19 protein-coding genes are annotated in these 22484 nt (G+C 46.1%); 11 read left to right on the top strand and 8 right to left on the bottom strand.

All coding sequences use genetic code 11. From position 1 onward, the window contains the following. Positions 1-6 precede the first annotated feature (6 nt). From glf to hutI, 7 genes are all read right to left on the bottom strand, one after another. Positions 7-1155: a UDP-galactopyranose mutase gene (gene glf, locus KBW69_RS04210; RefSeq protein WP_257280026.1), complete on the bottom strand. Its 1149-nt coding sequence runs from the start codon at positions 1153-1155 to the stop codon at positions 7-9. A gap of 39 nt (positions 1156-1194) precedes the next feature. After that, complete coding sequence (locus KBW69_RS04205; protein ID WP_257280025.1) at positions 1195-2079, bottom strand: glycosyltransferase; 885 nt, start codon at positions 2077-2079, stop codon at positions 1195-1197. Between the two features lie 10 nt (positions 2080-2089). Next, positions 2090-3631, bottom strand: a complete 1542-nt coding sequence (locus KBW69_RS04200; RefSeq protein WP_257280024.1) for a glycosyltransferase — start codon at positions 3629-3631, stop codon at positions 2090-2092. A gap of 296 nt (positions 3632-3927) precedes the next feature. Further along, positions 3928-4620 (bottom strand): ABC transporter ATP-binding protein, encoded by a 693-nt coding sequence (locus tag KBW69_RS04195; protein WP_257280023.1) that lies wholly within the window; start codon positions 4618-4620, stop codon positions 3928-3930. 9 nt (positions 4621-4629) lie between these two features. Further along, positions 4630-5418 carry an ABC transporter permease gene (locus KBW69_RS04190; RefSeq protein WP_257280039.1) on the bottom strand — a complete coding sequence of 263 codons (789 nt, stop codon included), beginning with the start codon at positions 5416-5418 and terminating at the stop codon, positions 4630-4632. A 248-nt stretch (positions 5419-5666) separates the two neighbouring features. Continuing rightward, positions 5667-5864, bottom strand: coding sequence for a hypothetical protein (locus KBW69_RS04185; RefSeq protein WP_257280022.1), 198 nt, complete (start codon positions 5862-5864; stop codon positions 5667-5669). 248 nt (positions 5865-6112) lie between these two features. Further along, positions 6113-7369 (bottom strand): imidazolonepropionase, encoded by a 1257-nt coding sequence (hutI, locus tag KBW69_RS04180; protein WP_257280021.1) that lies wholly within the window; start codon positions 7367-7369, stop codon positions 6113-6115. 263 nt (positions 7370-7632) lie between these two features. Between hutI and putP the strand changes: the two genes are divergently transcribed. Together putP and KBW69_RS04170 are read left to right on the top strand one after the other, a co-directional pair. Beyond that, positions 7633-9162, top strand: a complete 1530-nt coding sequence (gene putP, locus KBW69_RS04175) for a sodium/proline symporter PutP (protein WP_257280020.1) — start codon at positions 7633-7635, stop codon at positions 9160-9162. Positions 9163-9409: 247 nt separating this feature from the next. Beyond that, positions 9410-9637 (top strand): hypothetical protein, encoded by a 228-nt coding sequence (locus KBW69_RS04170; RefSeq protein ID WP_257280019.1) that lies wholly within the window; start codon positions 9410-9412, stop codon positions 9635-9637. Positions 9638-9856: 219 nt separating this feature from the next. Here KBW69_RS04170 and KBW69_RS04165 read toward each other — a convergent pair whose 3' ends face one another. Beyond that, complete coding sequence (locus tag KBW69_RS04165; protein WP_257280018.1) at positions 9857-10189, bottom strand: hypothetical protein; 333 nt, start codon at positions 10187-10189, stop codon at positions 9857-9859. Between the two features lie 278 nt (positions 10190-10467). Between KBW69_RS04165 and KBW69_RS04160 the strand changes: the two genes are divergently transcribed. From KBW69_RS04160 to KBW69_RS04120, 9 genes are all read left to right on the top strand, one after another. Then, positions 10468-11889 (top strand): isochorismate synthase MenF, encoded by a 1422-nt coding sequence (locus tag KBW69_RS04160; RefSeq protein WP_257280017.1) that lies wholly within the window; start codon positions 10468-10470, stop codon positions 11887-11889. Further along, positions 11858-13600 carry a 2-succinyl-5-enolpyruvyl-6-hydroxy-3-cyclohexene-1-carboxylic-acid synthase gene (menD, locus tag KBW69_RS04155; protein ID WP_257280016.1) on the top strand — a complete coding sequence of 581 codons (1743 nt, stop codon included), beginning with the start codon at positions 11858-11860 and terminating at the stop codon, positions 13598-13600. Before KBW69_RS04160 ends, menD begins: the two co-directional genes overlap by 32 nt. After that, a complete protein-coding gene (gene menH / locus KBW69_RS04150; RefSeq protein WP_257280014.1) occupies positions 13597-14430 on the top strand; it encodes a 2-succinyl-6-hydroxy-2,4-cyclohexadiene-1-carboxylate synthase in 834 nt (277 codons plus the stop codon). The genes menD and menH overlap by 4 nt, the downstream gene beginning before the upstream one ends. Before the next feature lie 13 nt (positions 14431-14443). Further along, positions 14444-15478 (top strand): o-succinylbenzoate synthase, encoded by a 1035-nt coding sequence (menC, locus tag KBW69_RS04145; RefSeq protein ID WP_257280013.1) that lies wholly within the window; start codon positions 14444-14446, stop codon positions 15476-15478. After that, a complete protein-coding gene (menE, locus tag KBW69_RS04140) occupies positions 15454-16860 on the top strand; it encodes an o-succinylbenzoate--CoA ligase (RefSeq protein WP_257280012.1) in 1407 nt (468 codons plus the stop codon). Before menC ends, menE begins: the two co-directional genes overlap by 25 nt. A gap of 82 nt (positions 16861-16942) precedes the next feature. Beyond that, a complete protein-coding gene (gene thpR / locus KBW69_RS04135) occupies positions 16943-17530 on the top strand; it encodes an RNA 2',3'-cyclic phosphodiesterase (RefSeq protein WP_257280011.1) in 588 nt (195 codons plus the stop codon). 431 nt (positions 17531-17961) lie between these two features. Beyond that, complete coding sequence (alaE, locus tag KBW69_RS04130; protein ID WP_257280010.1) at positions 17962-18393, top strand: L-alanine exporter AlaE; 432 nt, start codon at positions 17962-17964, stop codon at positions 18391-18393. A 527-nt stretch (positions 18394-18920) separates the two neighbouring features. Beyond that, a complete protein-coding gene (locus KBW69_RS04125) occupies positions 18921-20660 on the top strand; it encodes an ABC transporter ATP-binding protein (protein ID WP_257280009.1) in 1740 nt (579 codons plus the stop codon). A 138-nt stretch (positions 20661-20798) separates the two neighbouring features. Next, positions 20799-22358 carry an ABC transporter substrate-binding protein gene (locus tag KBW69_RS04120; RefSeq protein WP_257280007.1) on the top strand — a complete coding sequence of 520 codons (1560 nt, stop codon included), beginning with the start codon at positions 20799-20801 and terminating at the stop codon, positions 22356-22358. Positions 22359-22484: the final 126 nt, after the last annotated feature.

Genomic DNA, 22484 nt, shown 5'->3' with positions numbered 1-22484 from the left:
AGGTAATCAGAGAGGCTTCACATAGAAAGGTTTTAAATCATCGGATGCTGCCAGAGACGCCTTTACGGCATCAGCAACATCCAGAGCTTCTTTGATCGTGACATCCATATCCAGATAGCGATAAGTGCCCAGTCGCCCAACAAAGGTAACGTTCTTCTCATGGTACGCTTTTTCAACATACTGCTTCAGTAATGTTTTGTCTTTGACCAATCGAATTGGATAATAAGGAGTATCATTTTCATCACACTGTCGGCTGTATTCCATAAAGCAGATGCTCTGCTCATGAGTTTCCCATGGCGCAAAGTGTTTATGCTCTGTGATTCGGGTATAAGGCACGTTGCTATCACAGTAATTAATGACGGCATTCCCCTGCATATCGCCAATACCACGAACGGGTTCAAAATCAAGTGTTCGATAACCAAGGCGACCGAATTCATAGTCAAACCAGGCATCTAAAGGGCCAGACCAAAATATATGATCATAGTCGTTTCTCATTCCGATGCTATAGGGCGTGCTCAAGTGAACGGTAATGGATGGATGATCCAACATCGCCGCAACTATATCGGTATAGCCGTTTTTTGGCATACCCTGATACTTGTGAGCAAAATAGTTATCGTCATAATTAAAACGAATGGGTAAGCGTTTAAGAATGCTTGCAGGCAGCTCAGAAGGCTCAATGCCCCACTGCTTGCGTGTATACCCTGCAAAGAATGCGTTGTAAATTTCAGGGCCTACAAACCTGAGTGCCTGTTCCTCAAAAGTTTTCGGGATCTCAATAGAAAGGTCAGCTTTGCTTTCAATTAGTTCTTTAGCCTCGTTTGGAGAGAGGTGAGTTTCAAAAAGCTGGTTTATGGTGTGCAGGTTAATGGGCAGAGAATAAATCCGACTATTACTGACCGCTTTAACACGGTTAACATAGGGGAGCATTTCGCCGAAGCGATTAATATAATCCCAGACCCGCACGTTATCCGTATGAAAAATATGGGGGCCGTATTTGTGAACAATAATGTTGGATTCACGGTCACGTTCGGAGTAACAATTTCCGGCAATGTGAGGGCGTTGTTCAATTATAGTAATACCGTTTCCGGCTTCTGCAAGCTCGCGCGCGATTACAGCGCATGAGAAACCCGCGCCAACAAATAAGTAATTACTCATAATATATCGTAAAAATAAAAATGAATATTTACATTTTATTCAGTTAATGTATTCTGTTTTCGGGATTTTATAATTCCAAAACATACCTTTTATACATGCAAAGACTACCTCACTTTGTATTCTTCTTGGTGCACTCCCACTCAGAACACTACGTGTTATTTTAATTGAAGCTAGTAATGCGTGGATAAAAGATTTCTTTCTTTCCATTGCTACTTGATTTCTTGCACCATATTTGTATTTCCATAGTGATGCTTCATTAACTAGTGAAAAGTTTACACCTAAATTTTGTATAACTTCATGAACTACTTCGCTAGACAGATTGCAAAGACCAACATGAGTGCTGGATATCCGTCTTGTATATTCCGTATCATCACACCAAATAAAGAAATCAGATACAGGCAATCCCTTCTCTAAGATAACATTTCTGGGAATTAAAACAGAGACAAATGAGCAGGACTCAATATTGATTGTATGCTCATTTTCATCAAACCATCTCGCCCAATCCCATCGAACAGCTGGTTGATTCATTTCGCAAATCGAACCATCTGTCCACTTTACATTTGAGCAGACAAAACCAACTGGCAAAAAAACTGAGAATTTTTTGAAGCATATGTAAAGATGGTGCAGAGCGGTTTTATTAGCAATAGCGTCATCATCCATAACCCATACGAAGTCCGCAGAACGATCAATTGACTTTTGAATTCCCAAACTAAAGCCTCCTGCGCCTCCAATGTTTGAGCTGGGCTTTATTATTGTAATTCTCTTCTGATGTTCTTTTGGGAACAAAGTAATATCAAATGAATCACCATTATTGATTATGATGATTTCATCTACGGGTTGCGTTTGATTTGAAATTGCATCTATGGATCTGATTAACGTGTTTAGTCTGTTATATGTAACGATAACTGCAATTATTTTGTTCATAACAATGCCATTATGAATATAAATTTTGGAGAGAATTGATATCAAATGAGTGGTCAATAAATTGAGATAATTTTTCTTTTTGAACAAGGAATCTGCTGTGGTAATATTTCTCTTCAGTAATTAGATCATAATATTTCTTTGCCAGCTTAGTAGGAATGTTGAAAATTTTATCTTCTACCATAAAATCATTCAGTAGGAACTCTCCTTGGTCGCCAGTGTTAGTTGTTAAATAAAAAGTTCCGTTAGAAATTGACTCGTAAGAGACAAGTGTTATACCTTCATTGTCCGAAGGAACTATGCAGGCAAAAGATTCTTTTAATATTTTATCAACTTCATATGTTTCATGAAAAATCTTGATGGGTAATTTTTTCTTATGCACATACGCTTTAATACTACTTTCGAGTTCTCCACCGCCGTACATTAAAAACTCAAGTTCTTGGTCTAAAGATTTACCATATTTCTTAATAAAATGTTCTACAGATTTAATAAAATATATTGGTCTCTTTTGAAAGGCATATCTCCCAATAAAAACAAATTTATATCGATTTTCAATAATTTTATTATAAGGGTTGTTCAGATCAGGATTTAATTCAACATTGGCCAGGTAGTCAACCTGATACTTCCTATCCTCGGTAAAACTGTTGTAGGATTTATGCCTTACTGCAAGAGATTTTGAAATTATTTGATGGCGATCAATATACTGACTAAAGTGTGCTGACGTTGCAACAAATCCGCCCGTGTCGTATTCCATAATATGTAGGGTGTCTACAACATGAAGTTCAGGAAACAATATTCTAATCGATGGTAGTGCGCAATACGCGAGCACTGAGTGATGTATATGTATTATTTCTATCTTTTTTTCAGTAATATATCCAATTATGAATTCTAAAAACTCTTCTGGTTTAAAAAGTGAATGGAATTGAACTAAGTCAACAACCTCATTTTCATATAAAGTCAGTTTTTCATCTGCTGATGGTACTGTAGTTACTAAATGGCATTGAGAGCCCTGCCTATTAGCATTTTGAATTGTTTTTAATAAAAATGACTCAGCGCCGCCAAGTTCAAGCCAGTGTGCCAAAAATAGCACTGATCTATTTGACAGGTTTTTTCTTGGTATGACTTCCTTAGTTAAGAAAGAAAAATTATGTATTTTTTTTAATGTTGTATCTGGCTTTAAGTGCTTTTTGTTTTTTATGTTTCTTCTTATTGTTTTGATTTTTTGGTGTAAAAAAGGGTGTTTGTATAGAATGCTTCTAAGTTTAGAAGTCTCATTTCTTTTTTTATTTTTTGTTCTTATAATGATCTCTCTTACAAGTCCATTTTCAGTTTTTGACTTATATATTCTTATAATGTCTTTTTTATCAAAATATTCGAAATGAATATTATTTAATCTTATTTTGTTTGGGATTTTTTCTTCTCCATTATCTTTTATAAAAACTAAGTACTGATAGCTTTTGAAAAAATAGAGGGACTGATTAAGAATTAAATCGGGTATATTTCCAGTCGAAAATATAAGCTCGAAGTCGCTGTTTTCGCTGACAAAAGCATTCATTTAGATTGTTCTTTCTATCGCGCTATTGATTGGTTTTAATCTTTCTCTATACACTCTTGATGCATGATTGTTAGTAATCACTGTTATGATACCTTTATTGCTTATTAATCATTGTGCGTGATTATGCTCTGTGTCTGTATTGTCCGATCCCAATGCTACTCAAACATTCATTCTTCTAAGGATGATTTTTAGTATATCTGCTGAATTACCGACCTGTACTGAGCTGATAAACTTATTTTTATCAGTTGTGCTAGGTTATGCTAAAAAAATAATAGACCGAAATATCGACCATCATCTTACCCAATATTTCCATGATTCAGCTGAATAACACTTGAACATAATGTTTTAGCAAAATAGGTGTTGTGGGTGGCCAGCACTAGTATACCAGCATTATTTACATAGCTGGCTAAACGACTATCAGCCTTGTTTTTAAAATTCTCATCCCCTACGCTTATCCACTCATCCATGATCAGGATTTCAGGTTGCACACTCATCGAGATTGCAAACGCCAAGCGCAGTACCATACCGCTAGAGTATGTTCTGACAGGCATACTTATAAAATTACCAAGCTCGCTAAAATCAATGATATCATCTGTCAAAGATCTGATTTTTTTAGGTTTTAGGCCAAGAAACAGTCCTCGTAAATAAATGTTTTCAATCCCTGTTGCCTCACCATCCATGCCCAGCATAGAGTCCAGCAGACTGGTCACTTTTCCTTTAACAGATATCGCCCCGGATGTTGGGGTATATACCCCAGCCATTACCCGAAGCAATGTAGTTTTTCCAGAACCGTTATGCCCCAGTAGGGCAACCCTGTCACCTTCTTTGATATCCAGAGTAATATTTCTCAATGCTTCTACTTCGGTCAGTTTTCCTGAATCGAGAATAGTCCCACCCGTTGCAGCATTCAAAATGGTCTGTTTAAAGGAGCGCTGCTTAGCGTCGTATATCGGAAACCTGACCGATACATTATCCAGTTTAATGTGCATAGTAAGTTTTTACAGCCAATAGGTGACACGGTGACGGCATCGTGCAAGCAACAAGAATGCAATGGTTAAACCACTCATCGCCATTATGCCGGTATAAATCCAATATTTAGCCGCTGGCATATTACCCAGTACTGGTTGCCTCAGCAGCTCCAGCAGAGCGGTGAAGGGGTTCAGATCAGCAAGGTAACGGCGGGACTGAGGTAGCTGTTCCACTTTCCAGACAATTGGGGTGATAAAAAACATCAGTGTCATCATGCTGGTAATGACCGAGAACATATCCCGATAGCGAGTACAGAAAATAGAGAGTAATAACCCCATCCAAAAAATATTCACCATGACTAGAACGATGGCTGGTGACAACCAGAGCATGTTCCAGTTCAGTGTAAGATTCAGCAACAACATAATGACCGGATAAATAATGATGTTGTGCCCAAGGATCACCAGATGACGGTAACAAACCCTGAACACGAAAACAGTCAGGGGAAGTTTTGCTTGCTTTAAGAGGTGTGCCGAGTTGAAAAACGCATCACCAAACTCTGATATGGAGCCCGATATAAACGCCCAGAAAATCAGCCCAAGCGAAAGATGTGGAATAAACTCAGAGGCATTATAACCAAACAGGGTGCCATAGAGTGGCCCCATTGCCCCAACAGTAACCGCCATACTGATGGTTAACCACAAAGGACCAAGGGTCGAACGGCGGTATCTCGCCCGAATATCGTGCCAGCCAAGGGCTGCCCATAAATGCCGACTTTTGAACGATGCAGCTATATCTTCTGCGGCATCGTGCAAATACATTTTTTTCAAATTTTAACTTCCAGAATTTATAACTTTGATTTATCCACACTACCGTCCCTCGTTTTGGGTGGATTAACGCAACACCGAATCAAATTTTGATACCCGAACCTGCATCCCCCCGTGTGAATAAAACAAGGACAAGAACGCCGACAAATTTGCCCATATCTCAGATTCAGAAACTTTTTCTGACCGGTGCAGCGTTGATGCCTACTACAGAAAAATATCGGGTCGTATTCGTGGTTTACCGATCAGGTGGGCTTTTGTTTCCAGCGCGGGCGCTGATCGATTTTAAAGCCTGCCAGGAATTTCAGAGGCACTGAGTGACTGAGGCTTACTGCATAATCAAACAGGATGATCTTTTGAACGGTCACCGTTTCTGCTACCTGCACCCATGTACAGGGATAACTGTGGGCGCTGTTAAGCGCTTCATATAACGCTGGGGTCACGATTTTCTGCCTTTTTTTGCCTGAGCACTCAGCTACTGTGATGCTGATCCCGAGTAAGCAGCGATTTAATCCAGACAATAAGCTCGGGATTATCCACAGGCTGAGGGTGAGACAGGTTTTCATGGGAATTTAGAATAGACGGTGTTGTCACTATCGCCACTTTAATGAAGTAAAGTTGTGTGTTTCAAGATGGAGTAGGGCTTTGCAGGACTGGTGACCTTAGTCATCCGTGATGGTGTTTGAGTCGATCAGTCTCTGATATCAGTGATCTGCCCATCAATGACTCGCTGCTGCAAAGGACAGTGACCCAGTTGATAAGCCAGCTCATTGGGGTGATCAATATCCCATAGGCAAAAATCTGCCACTTTATCTTCTTCCAGGCTGCCGTAGTGATCGGCAATACCCAGAGCACGAGCAGCATTGATAGTGACGCCCGCCAGAGCTTCTGCGGGTGTCAGCTGAAAAAAGATACAACCCATATTCATCATCATCCTTATTGAGGCCAGGGGTGACGTCCCCGGGTTGGTATCTGTGGCCAGCGCGATAGGGACACGGTACTGTCTTAGCAGTTCTACCGGGGGGGCGGTTTGGGAACGCATGAAGTAATAAGATCCGGGAAGCAATACCGCAATAGATCCGGATTTGGCCATATCGGCGATACCCTGCTCAGAGACATATTGCAGGTGATCGCAGGATAGGGCATTCATATGTGCCGCCAGAGACGCTCCCCCGTTTTCATTGAACTGTTCGGTATGGCATTTTGTCGGTAGACCATGGTCTATTGCTGACTGAAAAATCCTTGCTTTGTGAGTCATGCTAAACGCAATATTTTCACAATGAACATCAACGGCTTCTGCGAGTTTTCTTTCCGCCAGTTCCGGAATCAGTTGTTGGCAGATCATGTCAACATATTCATCGGTTCTGCCCGCAAACTCCGGAGGCAATGCGCTGGCCACCAGCAATGTAGTGATAATTTTTACGGAGTGGCGATTGTGCAACTCTTTGGCGACTTCCAGCATTTTGATTTCATCTGCCAAGTTCAGACCATAGCCTGATTTAATCTCAATCAGTGTAACGCCTTCAGCGGTTAATGCCTTGATGCGCGGAAGAGCCGATTTGATCAGTTGTTCTTTGGAGCGTACCCGGGTGGCCCTGGCTGTTGCAAGAATACCGCCACCCTGTGCGGCAATCTGTTCATTGGGCACACCTTTCAGTCTTAATTCAAATTCCTGAGCTCTGTGGCCGCCGAATATAAGATGGGTATGGCAGTCGATGAGGCCGGGGGTCAGCCAACCATTATGGCCGTCGATCACATCATAGGGCAGCCGCGTAGCGGTGACATCAGACATGGGTTCGATGCGAGCAATTTTTCCATTGTGAATACCCAGGGCACAACCGTGTCTTGAGCCGTAAGGATCTGACATGGCGGGATCAAAAGTCGCCAGGTTGACGTTAATCCAGACTTGGTCGCACTTTTTCAGTGGGATCATACGACACGTTGCCATGGGTTGAACTCAGACAGTTGGCCCCAGATTGAAGCCAGTATCGAGACGCCGACAGCTCATTAAGACTGCATATCGGTCATAAGAATAGCCAGATAATCTCAATACGAAAGGAAATCTGGAGTTGAGTGGATAGCTAAGATGGGTGACTGAAAGGTGAGGATTAATCCATCTGGCTATAAAAAAATACATAAATATTACTGAAGAGTGATAAATGAACTACCTTGATAAAAAAAGAACACGAATGACAATTTAGGGAATCAATTATGTCTGAAGGAAATCTGCAGATAATCCTGACCTTTCTGGTCTATTTTACCGTAATGCTGGGTGTTGGCTACATTGCCTGGCAAAAAACAGCCAGTTCAGCAGATTATTTTCTCGGGGGACGTTCTCTGGGGCCGTGGTCTGCCGCTCTGAGCGCCGGGGCGTCTGATATGAGTGGCTGGTTGCTGCTTGGATTGCCTGGTTATGCTTTTGCCGCAGGTCTGGAAGCGTTCTGGCTGGCAGCGGGGTTGCTGGGAGGAACCTGGCTGAACTGGTTGATCGTTGCCCGACGCTTGAGAGTTTATAGCGTGGTTGCCGACGACTCGCTTACCTTACCGGAATATTTTGCCAGTCGCTTTGAAGATCATAAAGGACTTTTACAACCGGTATCAGCAGCATTCATCCTTATCTTCTTCTTGTTCTATACCAGCTCCGGTCTGGTGGCCGGGGGTAAGCTTTTTGAGTCTGTTTTTGGCATCCAATATGAGTGGGCTGTCATCATCGGAATGTTGTCGGTGGTTTCTTATACCCTGTTTGGTGGTTTTCTGGCGGTTTGTTGGACGGATCTGATTCAGGGGCTACTCATGGCAGCTGCTTTGCTGATTGTGCCCATCGCAGCCATTGAGATCAGTGGTGGGGCGGATCAGGTGATTCTGGAAATCGAAGAGTTGAACCCGCAACTCCTGAATCTCTTTACGACGAGCGAAGGTCAGGCCCTTTCATTCATTACCATTTTCTCGTTACTGGGCTGGGGGCTGGGTTATTTTGGCCAGCCGCATATTCTGGCCAGGTTCAAAGCTGTGCAATCTTCAGGTCAACTGACTCTGGCCAGACGAATTGCCGTAAGCTGGACGGGCATTTGTATGCTGGGCGCTTTACTCGTGGGACTGGCAGGTATTGTTTATACCGGGCGGTCCGGAGTGCAGCTGCATGATCCTGAGGCCATCTTTATGTTGATGGTGAATACGCTTTTCCATCCGGTGATTGCCGGGATTTTACTGGCCGCTATTCTCGCGGCCATTATGAGCACTGCTGATTCTCAATTGCTGGTGTGTTCTACGGCTTTTGCTGAAGATTTCTACCGGGATCTTTTCAGAGTGAACGCCAATGCCCGGGAAGTTTTGCTGGTGGGCCGACTGGCGGTTTTGGGTATTGCATTGATTGCTACCTGGCTAGCGATGAATCCCGACAGTACTGTTCTTGGAATGGTATCTTATGCTTGGGCTGGCTTAGGGGCAGCGTTCGGTCCGGCTCTGCTGCTGTCTCTGTACTGGAAAAGAATGACTGGACCGGGAGCTATGGCGGGCATTATTGCCGGTGCTGTCACCGTAGTGATATGGAAACCATTAATCGGTGGCATATTCGATCTTTATGAGATAATACCGGGGTTTGTGATCTCTATGATGGCTTGTGTTTTATTCAGTTTTTTGGGGCGTCAGCCTTCGAGGGATATGACAGATCGTTTTGAAAAAGTGGAGAGCATGACTCGTTCTGTTTCCCGCTATGAGGATGAAAAGCCCTCGCTCTCATAAGGTTGGTCGATTAATCACGAGTTTGATCAGCCGTACACGGTATTAGCCATGGTCAGTTGACATCCTCTCTCCAGATCGTCGAAGGCCTGACTGACACAGTCCAATGACTGGGTCAGGCCGTAAGACGTTTTATGAGCTCACTCCTTCCCTATAGCACGCAGAATCAATTAATTGGGTATAGAGTAATAGGTGTCTGTTCCCTATGACAAACCCTGAATCTACAGGTTAACGAAAGAGAGAGGGTGCCATGAAGCAATTGAAAGTGGCTGTCAAAAAGCGTCATCAGGATAGTGATGTGACTGATCCTCATGATGCCAAATTGAAACAAGTTTTGGAGCGCTTGAAGAAGAAAGGGTTGAACCCCATGCAGATGTGTCACAAATTGATTGAGCATGAGGAACCTGCTCCCCTGGACCAGGTCTGGAGCTACGACCTGGTGGTGGAGGAGTGCAAGCGCCTGAAAGTCCCTCACTGAGGGCCTCTTTAAACTCATGCCTTGGCGCCCGGCATGGCACCGAATAGACTGGTGCAATGCCGAAGGCTTGATCAAGGCATTTTTTTATTTTCAGCAGCCACGATTGCACAGACAGTGGAGCAAAGTACACGCCAAAGAGGAAATATCCCGGTATTTATGTGACCTTCACTATGGCTCAGGCAGAGGTCTGGCAGAATTGAACATATTTGGGTCAGAGAGCTAAAACTTCCCGGTTTTCAGCAGCTGCTGAAACTTCAGTTTTTTCTCTTGTTCACTGAGTTGAGGGGGTTGATGGTCGGATTGAGGAATCAATGGACTCAGGTCGAGGCTGGCAGGTTCACTTTCTGGTGCCGTTGCTTCCCCTTCTTCCTGAAGCAGATAATTATCCATTACGTCCAGCGCTTCCAGAAGACCGGGATAGGTCCCGTCGGATTCATCCACAGCCTGCAGTTTATTTGAGAGGTTATCTCGAATTTGTCGTATGCGTTCAAGAGAAACCTTGTCCTGATTTTCTTCCAGCCATCTTCTGGCTGATTCGCCGTTGGTTGCCATACTCGATCTGGTTCCAGAGTATTTATATCGAGTTCTATACTATCATTTCCATTCGGCTTTTGGTGAGGCTTTTGTTGAGGGCTATCGGGTGAGTTCCTGATCACATCAGTACGATAGGCATTGGCATTTTGTTGCATGAAATGCTTAGAGCCTTCGTCTTGGAAGATAACCTTTTTCCTTGATTCATTAATGCTTCGGTAAATACCATCCTGAAGGGATTGATTCTGATACGTACCATTTACTATCTGAATTTTGCCTAAGCGCTTGGGAGTAGGGTGTTGATAGAAGAAGTTCAAAGTCAGGTAGCAGAGCTGACTGAGCGGTTGAGACAGCTTCGCTTGTCCGATGCACCAGAGCGGACTTTGGTAAGGACTGAACAGCCTCTTCCCATGATTAATCTATTCAACTGGTTGTCTGATCAGACACTACCTGAAAAAACCTACTGGCAGGATCGCGACAGTGATTATAAAGTGGCGGGTCTTGGAAAAGCCTGGCGATTCGAGATCAAAGACCGGTCTGAAGTGAACACTTGCTTTCAGCAGGTGAACGCAATGTTGGATAAAACGACGCGCTGCCTTGGATACCTGTCTTTTTCGGACAGTCAGAAGATGATCTGGCCTGCATTTGGGTATGGCGAATTCTTTTTCCCGGTGATCGAAGTGGTTCAGACCCGAAAAGGATGTTCGCTGGCCTGTCACCTAATGGGTCATGATGGGCTGTCATGGATCACCAGTATCGATAAGGCTCTGGGTTATCTTGAACGGGTCAGCTGGACACTGGAAGAAGGGGACACTCACTGTCTATTGGGAACCCCGGAATTCAGACCTGACAAGGCGCATTGGGATTCCCTGATTGGGGAGACACTTGAGGGGCTTGAGTCAGGTGCCCTGAAAAAAGTGGTGCTTTCCAGGGAGGCAAGATTAAGTCTGCTGGAAGGTCAGTTGGATCCCTGGATGCTACTGTATCACTGGCAATTGGCAAATCCCAGGTCTTATGTTTTTGCCTTTGAATCCGATCAGGGCTCACTCTTTTTTGGCTGCTCTCCGGAACGTTTGTTTCGTCGTGTCGATCGGGTTGTTCAGACTGAAGCTCTGGCAGGGACGACCCGGCGGGGCATTGATTGCAATGAAGATTTGAAACTTGAGCAATGTCTGCTCAATGACTCAAAGAATGTTCATGAAAATCGCCTCGTGCTGGATGATATCCGGATGCGGCTTGAATCCATCTGCACTGATCTGGAATTTGACCGCAGTCATTCCGTGGTCAAGCTAAAAACGATTCAACATCTAAGGCAGTTAATCAGGGGCGTGCTCAAGGATGGAGTCAGTGACAGTCAGATACTTTCGCTTTTGCATCCCACGCCTGCGGTCGGAGGTGAGCCCAGAGAGGTGGCAAAGGATTTCATTGAAGAGCGTGAAGTCTATAGCAGAGGGCTTTATGCCGGAGCTTGTGGTGTGCTGGGTAAAAAGCGCAGCGATTTCACGGTATTGATACGCAGTGCTTTGCTGGAAGAGCAACAGCTCAAGGTGTTTTCAGGTGCCGGCATAGTCAATGGCTCAGATGCCCGGGATGAGTGGCAGGAGCTGAATAACAAGATCGGAACCGTTCTATCATTGTTGGATCCCAAGACCAGTGTGATGGATACATCTAACCGTATTGGACGATCTCATGACCTTTCCCACCAGGCATCCCAGCCTTAATTTTCTCTGGTCTGCACTGATTCTGGAAGAATTGAGTCGGCTGGGTGTTGAGCATGTCTGCATTGCCCCGGGCTCTCGCTCTGCCCCTTTGACACTGGTGGCGGCAGAAAACAGTCAGTTTGAAAAGCATGTGCACTTTGACGAGCGTGGTTTGGGATTCTTTGCTCTGGGATTGGCCAAAAGTACCCGTAAACCGGTTGCGGTGATGACTACTTCCGGGACCGCGGTTGCAAACCTTTATCCCGCCATCATAGAAGCCAGACAGTCAGATGTGCCATTGGTTATAATCACCGCCGATCGACCTCCTGAGCTTATTGACTGCGGAGCTAATCAGGCCATTGAGCAGCAGGATATTTATGCCGACTATCCGGAGGCTACTTTAACACTGCCAACACCTGATGAGAATATTCCTCCCGGCTGGTTACTGACCAGTATTGATCAAGCCTTTGCCCGTTCCTGCCAGCAGGGGCTTCCAATGCATATCAACTGTATGTTCCGGGAACCTTTGTATCCGGTAGGAAAGGTCTATGATTATTCAGGTTATCTGAATCGATTGTCATTCTGGTGTTCAGCCAATACGCCTTTTACTGCCTATAACACTGAGCTGAATGTGTCATTGGACAAAAGTCCCGTTGGTTGGTCAGACTTTTCGACGAGCAAAGGTCTGATCATAGCAGGACGGATTGATGAGCAAGAGTCTGCCGAAGCGGTTGTAAAGTTGGCCCGGGCGTTGGGCTGGCCACTGCTGGCCGATCTTCAATCCCAGCTTCATGGCCACCCGGCGACGGTTCCCCATCCTGATCTGCTGCTGGCCAGCAAAGCCGGAAAAGCTTTGTTAAGTCAGGCAGATCGCATTTTTCAGGTGGGTGCTCATCTGGTGTCAAAGAGACTGGACAAGTTCATCTCTTACGGTGAGTGGCAGCATTACTGGATGGTTGGTCAGGGGCTTCGCAGAATGGATACCGGTCACTGCCAGACCTATCGACTGGTCGGACCTGTTGCTGACTGCTGTCGCATGTTGAGCGGGCTTTCCGACGATCAAGGCTCCGATCCAGTGTGGAAAGGCCAGATCGAACAGTTATCTCAATCGGTTCGTAGTCTGGTGGTTAAACTGGATTCCGCGCCGGGCTTGTTGACAGAACGTTGGTTGGGGACGCATCTGACCAGACTATTACCTGAGAACTGTAGTCTATTCATCGGGAACAGTCTGCCCATTCGGCTATTGGATATGTTCTCCCTTTTACAGTGCGGGCAGGTGTACGCTAACCGCGGTGCCAGTGGCATTGACGGGTTGGTGGCAACAGCGGCGGGCTGTGCTGTGAGTGAAAAGAAATTTATGGTGGCCGTCATCGGCGATCTTTCATTCCTCCACGATTTAAATTCTCTGCAACTACTGAGGCAGCTGGATTCACCGTTTGCCCTGTTAGTCATCAACAATGACGGTGGTGGTATTTTCAACTTGTTGCCGGTTGAGGATCGACCGGAAGCCGCGCAGAAATATTTTGTCACCCCCCATGGTTTGAGTGCCCGTCAGGCTGCAGAAATGTTTGGGTTGTCTTATCATCAGCCTGACAGTCGTGAGGCACTGGCAGCTGTTCTGAAGCAGGTGAGCCGAAAGTCAGGTGCTTCAGTCATTGAGGTGATGACTCGACCCGGTCAGGCTGCTGAGCAGATAAAGCAGGCGCTAAGTCAGCTGGAGGTGTTGTCATGAACGAAACCAATCTTGCTTATCGAACCTGGGGTGTCCGCGAAGGTGTGCCGTTGGTTTTATTGCATGGTTTTCTGGGAGACTCCGGAGACTGGGAGGGGTTAGCCAGACACCTTCAGGAAGATCTCTATCTGGTGGCTGTCGATTTACCCGGGCATGGCAAAAGCCGCGATGTCAAAGTCTGTCGAGATAATGCGTTTGAAGCCTTCGGTGATCTGCTGCGGGGAACGCTTTCCCAGCTGGGTCTCGATCACTACAGCGTGTTGGGTTATTCACTGGGTGGGCGACTGGCCATGAATCATCTTACTCAGGCAGCGGACGCTATCGACCGGCTGCTGGTCGAGTCGTCCCATCCCGGTCTGGAAGACAACACTGAGCGTCGGGCTCGCTGGAACAATGATCAGGGTTGGGCAGAGCAGTTTCGCAATGACCCACTTAATGAAGTCATGCAGCGTTGGTATCACCAGCCTGTTTTTGCCGATCTGAACAGTCGTGAGCGGGAACGACTGATGAATTATCGTTGTTCAAGTCATCAAGCTGACGGCTCATCTTCCGCACAAGGTGAGGTGGGTGCCAATGGGGAATCTCTGGCATGGGCACTTGAGGCGTTCAGTCTGTCCAGGCAACCAGAGTTTTGGGGAATGCTAAATCGCTCCTCAGGGACATCACATTATTTCTGCGGCGAACGTGATTTGAAATTTCAGGCCATCGCTCATCGTCTGCTTGAGATGGGTTGCTTTCATAGTGTTCATGAAATTAAAGAGGCAGGTCATAATATTCATAGGGAGCAGCCGGGAGCTATGGCTGCGATCATAAGGCAACTACTGTTGTGACCTTGAGTTCACTATGACGCACGCTCTGTTTCAGTCCTGCAACGTCTATCGATATCGACAGCCGTTGAGCAAACCTCTGCCATTAAAAACGACGACTCTGACAGGCCGTGAAGGCTTCATTCTTGAGATGTTCGATCAGAATGGACTGGTGCATTACGGCGAAGCCTCTCCACTGCCAGACTTCAGCAGGGAAAGTATTGTTGAAGCGCTGAAACAGTTGATGGCTGCAGCAGAATACTATTGTTCCCGGGGGTTACCCGATCAAAGTCTTCTATATCCATCAGTTGCTTTTGCTATCGAGAGTGTTCAGTTCAGTCTCGGCGAAGAGCAATGGAGTCAACAGAAGGTCTCTGAGTCTCCGCTGCTGCTGGGAGTCGATGCATTGACTCTCAGACGTCTGGATGATTGGCCTGAGAAATGGCCCGATGAGTTTAAGTTAAAAGTTGGCCGCAATGACACTGTGCAGGATGTTGGAGCGGTGCATCAAATTCTTGATCGGATTCCAGCCCATGTAAAACTCAGGCTCGATGCGAATCAAAGGTGGTCTATTGATGAGGCTATAGGTTTTGCAAGACAGGTGCCTGTCAGCAGAATCAGCTATATCGAAGAGCCTACACCGTATTTTGAAGAATTCCCGCAATTATTCCGGGAAACCGGTATGGGTTATGCGCTGGATGAAACATTGCAGGGGTCTGCAGTCAGCGCGAGTCTCTCAGAAATGAATAGATTCAGGGCTGAAGACGGGCTCAGAGCTGTTGTATTGAAGCCAACCCTGGTGGGAGGTGTCTCCCAATGCTTGTCCATGGCTAACCGGGCCAGGAAGAAAAAGGTCAGAGTCGTTTTTAGCTCATCCTTCGAAAGTGCCCTGGGACTGAGCCTTATTGAACAACTCAGTCTTCAGTGTGACCCAGAGGAATGTCCTGGTCTTGATACCCTTTCTGCTTTTCAAAACCCCGGATTTTGTCATTTGCCTGAGTATGGTCAGCGTCTGTCTTCAGATTTGCTCAACGCCATGGAGAATGTATGGAGTTATCGTTCTGCCCTCTGAGAGAGTGGACACTCAGAGATCCTCAAAAGGTTGCTGTCAGAGTGAATGGTCAGCTTGTAACCCGGGCTGAGCTGGATGCAAGGGTAGAAACAATCCGTGATGCTTTCTATAGTCAGGGCGTCAGGAGAGGTGATCAGATTCTGGTACCGTTAACCTGTGCCTGGGACTCGGTGATATTGATTATTGCCTGCTTGAGAAGCCAGTGGGTCTATTGCCCGGTCAATCCGCAGATGCCTGCTGAGCAGAAGACAAAGTATTGCCGGAAGATTGGCGCTCAGTGGGCGCTTAATGAAGGGTTTGGAGAGATACCGGGTCTGGAATGGCCCGCCCTCCGGGATCAATCTAAAGTAGCGGATGCCCGCCTGATCATTGAGCCAGAAGCTATGTTTGATCTGATTGCGACTTCAGGCACTACCGGTGTGCCCAAAGCCGTCAGTCATACTTTCTCGAATCATGTTTACAGTGCAAAAGGTTCTCAATACTGTACGCCCCTGACAGAGCATGACGCCTGGCTGTTGTCTCTGCCTTTGTTTCATGTTGGCGGTTTTGGCATTGTTGTTCGTTGCCTGCTCGCAGGTGCCGAGATAGTCGTAGACACGCAAAAAGTGCCATTGCAGCAATTGCTGGTGGAGCAACGAATTACCCATGTGTCGTTGGTGAATACTCAGCTGCGCCGATTGTTGGTAGAAGGAGCCGATTTGCTGGATGAGACCGGGCTGAAATACATTCTTTTGGGTGGAGGTTTTGCGTCTCCCGAGCTGGTATCTCAAGTTCAGGAAAAAGGTATCAGGATTCTAACCACTTACGGTATGACAGAGATGAGTGCCCAGGTCTGTACCGGAACCCCTCAATTTATCAGCTCGGGAGTGACATCAGGTGAGCCATTACCCTATCGGGAGCTGACCATAGTTGCTTCCGGAGAGATTCTGGTCAGAGGTAAAACGTTATCTGCAGGTTATTTTGAGGATGGCAACATTATTCCGATCGTCGATGGGCAGGGTTGGTATCACACAGGCGACCTTGGGCAGTATTCTGGCGATCAAATAATGGTCATTGGTCGTATGGATAACATGCTGATCTCTGGCGGAGAGAACATCCATCCCGAAGAAATTGAAAAGGCTCTACTCAGCATTGACGACATCACCATGGCTGTTGTGGTATCTGTAAGGAATGATGAATATGGGCAGAGGCCTTTTGCATTTGTACAAACCGAATCAGGTTCACTGAATGAAGTATTTACAAAACAAAAGCTTGCAGGCATTATCAGTCGGTTCAAGATTCCTGATATGATTCGCTTGCTCCCGGCTGAACAGATGCCCGCCGGCCTCAAGCCCAATCGTCGAACCCTGGAAGCGTTAGCAGACAGGCTTGCAAATCCTTAATCGTATTTAACTGATTACCGTCGCTATCTGACCCAGACCAAGGCATAATGCTGGCAACGAGCGGTGATAATTGAAGTGTCTGATGAAAACAAAAGATCAAAAAAACATCCGTGCATTCATCGCTGTCAGGATTCCGCTGGAGCTTGCAGCTACACTGCACAAGAAAGCACGACACCGAGCCGGTGATGTGCTTCAGCACAAGCTTCGCTGGATGGTACCACAACAGCAACACATAACACTGCGCTTTCTGGGTGAGTGTGACGAGCGGAGTCTTGAGCAGTTTTCCAGTTATATTGGAGATTCCCTGGCAAATGTTCACGGATTCGACTGTATGACCGGGTGTTTCGAATTTTTCCCTGATGCACACAGACCCCGCGCGCTGGCTCTGAATATACACTCAGGCCAGCAGTTGAATACACTGTCCCGAATTTGTGAAGAAGGCGCCCTTATGTGCGGAATGCGTCGTGAAATGCGCAATTTCCGGCCTCACGTCACACTGGCTCGTTTCAAACAGCATCATCATGTGACTCATAGTCATTTTTTCAATATGCCCAGTTACCGTATGACGGTCAATGAAGTGGTATTGATGAAGAGCGAAACAACGTCAGAAGGCACACATTACTCTGTAATGAAAGTATTCGCTTTGCAACCTCTGGCTAACTCAGCCTGACACCAGACTTAAACAGTTTGAATTAAGTGGAAACCCTGCGCTTTCGTTGAAAGGCAGGGTTTTTTGCTATCCAGCTCAGCCTGACCTAAAAAAACATGCGCAAAAATACACCAGAAACCGGATGGTCGCTTAAGAAGTTAATTTTATAGTGGTGATACTTTTTGCTCATTCAGTCTTGTTTAGCTTATTAATCTATAAAAATATTTTATTAAAGTTTTATACTTTGTTTTTAATTCTTAAAACAAAGTATTTCACTGTTGTAAATTGTTCTTGTCGGGTATAAATTATGCCGCGTCAAACAGGTGTCTCAATCGCTTGAGGTCCAGCGGCCTGTGCCTGGCAACCAAATAATTTTTTTCAGAACTTTTCAGACTTTTTCTGATGTGACTTACGTCAGAGGTATTCTATTGTCTGCATTCAGGGGGAGTGATATGTCAATTAAGCGCGAAACACTGGCAGATACATTTGCCCTGATCAGTTTTGGACTGGTTGTTGGATTGCTGGTTGAAATTCTGGTGGCCGGGTTGACTATTGAACAATCCCTGCAATCTCGTTTGATGAGTATTCCAGTTAACATGCTGGTTGCCCGTCCTTATGGTATTTATCGCGACTGGGTAATGAGCTACTGCCATTTTTTCAAATCAGGAAAAGTCGGAGATACAGTCCTGGATATAGTGGCGTTTGTTTCTTTTCAGATTCCGGTTTACGTCGGGCTGGTTGCGGCCACGGGTGCAACATTAGAGCAGATTATCACTGCTTGTCTGGGTCAGATAGGCGCTTTAATGTTGATGGCTCGTCCCTATGGCGTTTATATGCAGCTTTGTCGTAACTGGTTTGTATCAGTTGGTATGAAAGCTGCCTAATACTACTTATTCTTGTAAGTGATGTCCGAAATTTTGCCTGCAAAATAGGTGTTGCTGGTTACAGAGACTTCCTATTTTCTAACTATCTGGTTATAGTTCCCCCCAGTTTACCCGAATGTGTTGTATGGGTTTGCCTGTTATAACTCCGCCAATAGCGGAGTTAGACAGTTCCGGTTGCCTCTTTATTATACAATTGCAGCGTCGTCCGGTGGATCCCGGATTCGCACAATTTCCGCCTTGGTCGTTGCGCGAGTGTATAAAAAGAGTGTTTGCCAAAAGGCGAATGTGCACCTTTCAGGTCCCGAAGCTTTGATTAGATCTTTCTTGTCTCCAAGGCCGTAAGCCCGTTGTATTCAAGAGCGACAGGATTGGCAAAGCACGAATAAGAATTAGATGAAAAAGCAGTCATCAATAAAAGAATCGGCTGATAAACGATTAACCGGACAATCGCTTTTAAAAGTTTTTCGTTTATCAGAGCAGCTATTAACAAACGACTGTGTTTTCACAATGAATTTGAGGGGGGGAGCATGTCCTTATTGGAGGTCAATGACCTGCGTATTGAATTTCCTTCACGTCACGGTGTTGCAGTGGCCGTAAAGGGAATGTCTTTCACGGTTGCCAGAGGTGAGATTCTGGGCCTTGTGGGAGAGTCCGGAGCCGGTAAATCCACGGTTGGTAATGCTATTATTGATTTGCTCAGTGCCCCCGGTCGTGTGGCAGGTGGTGAAATCAGGTTGAATGGTGAAGTCATTTCAGGCCTTTCTGGAGAAGCCATTCGTAAAGTGCGTGGCAAACGAGTTGGATTTATTTTTCAGGATCCAATGACTTCATTAAATCCGCTTCTGACCATTGAAACCCAATTAGTTGAAACCATTACCGAAAACCTCGGATTAAATCCAGCTGATGCTTTTATCAAAGCAATCGAGATGCTGAGCGCCGTAGGTATTCCGGAACCGGAAATCAGAATCAAGCAATACCCCCATCAATTCTCTGGTGGTATGCGTCAGCGGGTAGTTATTGCAATTGCTCTGGCTGGTGAGCCCGAATTAATTATTGCTGATGAGCCCACTACTGCCCTGGACGTTTCCATTCAAAATCAGATTCTTGATTTGATTCGTGAACTCTGTAAAGAGCGGGAAGTCGGCTGTGTATTGGTAACCCATGATATGGGGGTCATTGCAAACGTTACCGACCGCGTTGCCGTGATGTATATGGGAGAATTGGTGGAGATTGGCGAGCCCGGCAAGATTCTGCAAAACCCTGAACATCCTTATACACAGAGTCTGATCAGCGCTGTTCCAAGAACCGATGTCAAACTGCACCGTTTTCCTCGGGTCGAATACATTGAGAAAGTTGAAACTCGCAACATTGATGTCAAGAATCACTGGTTGGGTCAGCGTGAATCCTTTGGCTCTATAGAAGATGAGAATCTCCTGAGCGTTGAAAATGTCATACTCAAATTTGAAACCCAGTCTGCTTTCCTGAAGAAGAACCGTCGTTATGTGACCGCATCCAATAATGTTTCATTTAAAGTGCGTGATGGTGAAACCTTCGGTCTGGTGGGTGAATCGGGCTCAGGCAAGTCAACCATTGCTCGTGTGATTGCGGGTCTTTATCCGCCTGACTCCGGGCAGGTTGTATTCGCAGGTAATGATATTACCCGGCTGAGTGAAAAGGCCCGTAAGCCTTTAAGGCGACAGATTCAAATGGTATTCCAGAATCCCTATTCCAGTCTGAATGCCCGTATGAATGTTAACGACATTATTGCCGAGCCCATTCGTTTTCATGGCCTGGCTGACTCTGAACGGCAGATTAGACAGATCACTGCTGACCTGCTGGATCATGTTGGCCTGGGCAGTAAGGCCGGGATCAAGTTTCCTCATGAGTTTTCCGGTGGTCAGCGGCAGCGTATTTCCATTGCCAGGGCATTGGCTACCCGTCCCCGCTTCCTGATTTGTGATGAACCTACATCTGCGCTGGATGTATCGGTTCAGGCGCAGATTCTCAACTTGTTGAAAGATCTTCAGGAAGAGTTGGGTCTGACCATGCTGTTCATCAGTCACGATCTGACAGTTATCCGTCAGATGTGTGACCGGGTTGGGGTTATGAGGCATGGAACCCTGGTTGAGGTGGATGAGACTGAGAAACTGTTCAAATCGCCTGAGCACGAATATACCCGGAACCTGATTGAGCTGATGCCGAAAATTGATCATCTCTGCCATCAGGATCTGGAAGTCGCACAACAGACACCGGCTGTATTGGTCTGATGACATATGGATCGGGTGTCTATTCGTTGCCGTGTGCGCAGAATCAGTTTTATTTTTTGTCCCGGAAAATTTTTCACAGAAAAGTTGTTTCTGAAAAAAGTATAAAAACGTTTGTTGACCTGCCCAGAGGGTAAAATAATGAAAAAAATGATCAAGTCACTGGCCGGAGTTGCTCTGGCTTCTACATTAGCAATGAGTGTACAGGCTGCTTCCCTGAAGATTGCTTACGACGCTGACCCTGTATCTCTGGACCCGTATGAGCAGCTGTCAGGCGGTACCCTGCAGATGGCGCATATGTCCTTTGATCCACTGATTCGCTGGAATCAGGACCTGAGTTTTGAGCCTCGTCTGGCCGAGAAGTGGGAGCGTGTCGATGACCTGACCATGCGCTTTACCCTGAGAAAAGGTGTCAAGTTCCATTCTGGTAACACATTGACCGCCAAAGACGTGAAGTGGACCTACGATCGTATGGTTAACAGCGCGGACTACAAAGCGATCTTCGCGCCGTTCGCCGAGCTGAAAGTGATCGACGACTACACCTTTGATCTGGTGACCAAGCAGCCTTATCCACTGGTTTTGAACTCTGCTACCTACATCTTCCCGATGGATAGCCAGTTCTACAGCGGAAAAGATGATAAAGGCCGTGATAAGGGACTGATCGTGAAGCACGGTGATAGTTTTGCTTCCCGTCACATTTCTGGTACCGGACCTTACGTCGTCAGTGAGCGTCAGCAAGGCGTGAAGCTGGAATATGAACGTTTTGATGGATACTGGGACAAGCAGTCTCCGGGTAACGTTGATAACATCACACTGACGCCGATCAAGGAAAATGCGACACGTGTTGCCGCTTTGTTGTCCGGTGGTGTGGACTTTATCTACCCGGTGCCCCCAAATGATCATGAGCGTATCAAGCGTTCTGGCGATGCTGAACTGATCACCCTGACCGGTTCCCGTCTGATTTCTTTCCAGCTGAATCAGGATCGTGTTGAAGCATTCCAGGACAAGCGAGTTCGTCAGGCCATCGTTCATGCTGTCAACAATGAAGGCATTGTTAAAAAGATTATGAAGGGCTTTGCCGAGGCTGCCGGTCAGCAGGGGCCTGAAGGTTACGCAGGTTATGTTGATGAACTGGAACCGCGTTACGACCTGAAGAAAGCCAAACAGCTGATGAAAGAAGCAGGTTATGAAGATGGCTTCTCTGTCACCATGATGGCGCCAAATAACCGTTACATTAACGATGCCAAGATTGCCCAGACGGTGGCCAGCATGTTGGAGCGTATTAACATCAAGGTTGACCTGAAAACCATGCCCAAGGCGCAGTACTGGCCAGCATTTGATGAACGTGCTGCCGACATCATGATGATCGGCTGGCACTCTGATACTGAAGATTCCGCCAACATGACTGAATACACCACTGCCTGTGCTGATGCCAGCACAGGCTGGGGTCAGTACAACAGTGGTAACTACTGCAACGAGTCCGTCGATAAGCTGGTTAAAGCAGCAGGTACTGAAACAAACCTGGACAAGCGCGCCAAGCTGCTGCAGGAAGTTGAGAAGGAACTGTACCAGGAAGCAGCCTATGTTCCTTTGCACTGGGAGAACCTGGCCTGGGGCGCCCGTAAAGGTGTTAAAGCTGAAGAAGTGGTTAACATCATGAACTTCCCATACCTGGCTGACCTGGTCGTTAGCGAGAAGTAATCGTCACAGGGCCGGCTCATACCGGTCCTTTTTTGGTTTTTTTCTGATCGATCATTACCTCTGATCAGTCTGTGTCGTCATCTGAGTGGAGCGGCATTTTCGCAAGTATAAAACGCTGCAGGGTTT

This window comes from Endozoicomonas sp. ISHI1, from assembly GCF_024606225.1.
Classification (GTDB): domain Bacteria; phylum Pseudomonadota; class Gammaproteobacteria; order Pseudomonadales; family Endozoicomonadaceae; genus Endozoicomonas_A.
The sequence above is the reverse complement of the archived record's forward strand: the minus strand, read 5'-3'. Positions and strand labels throughout refer to the sequence as shown.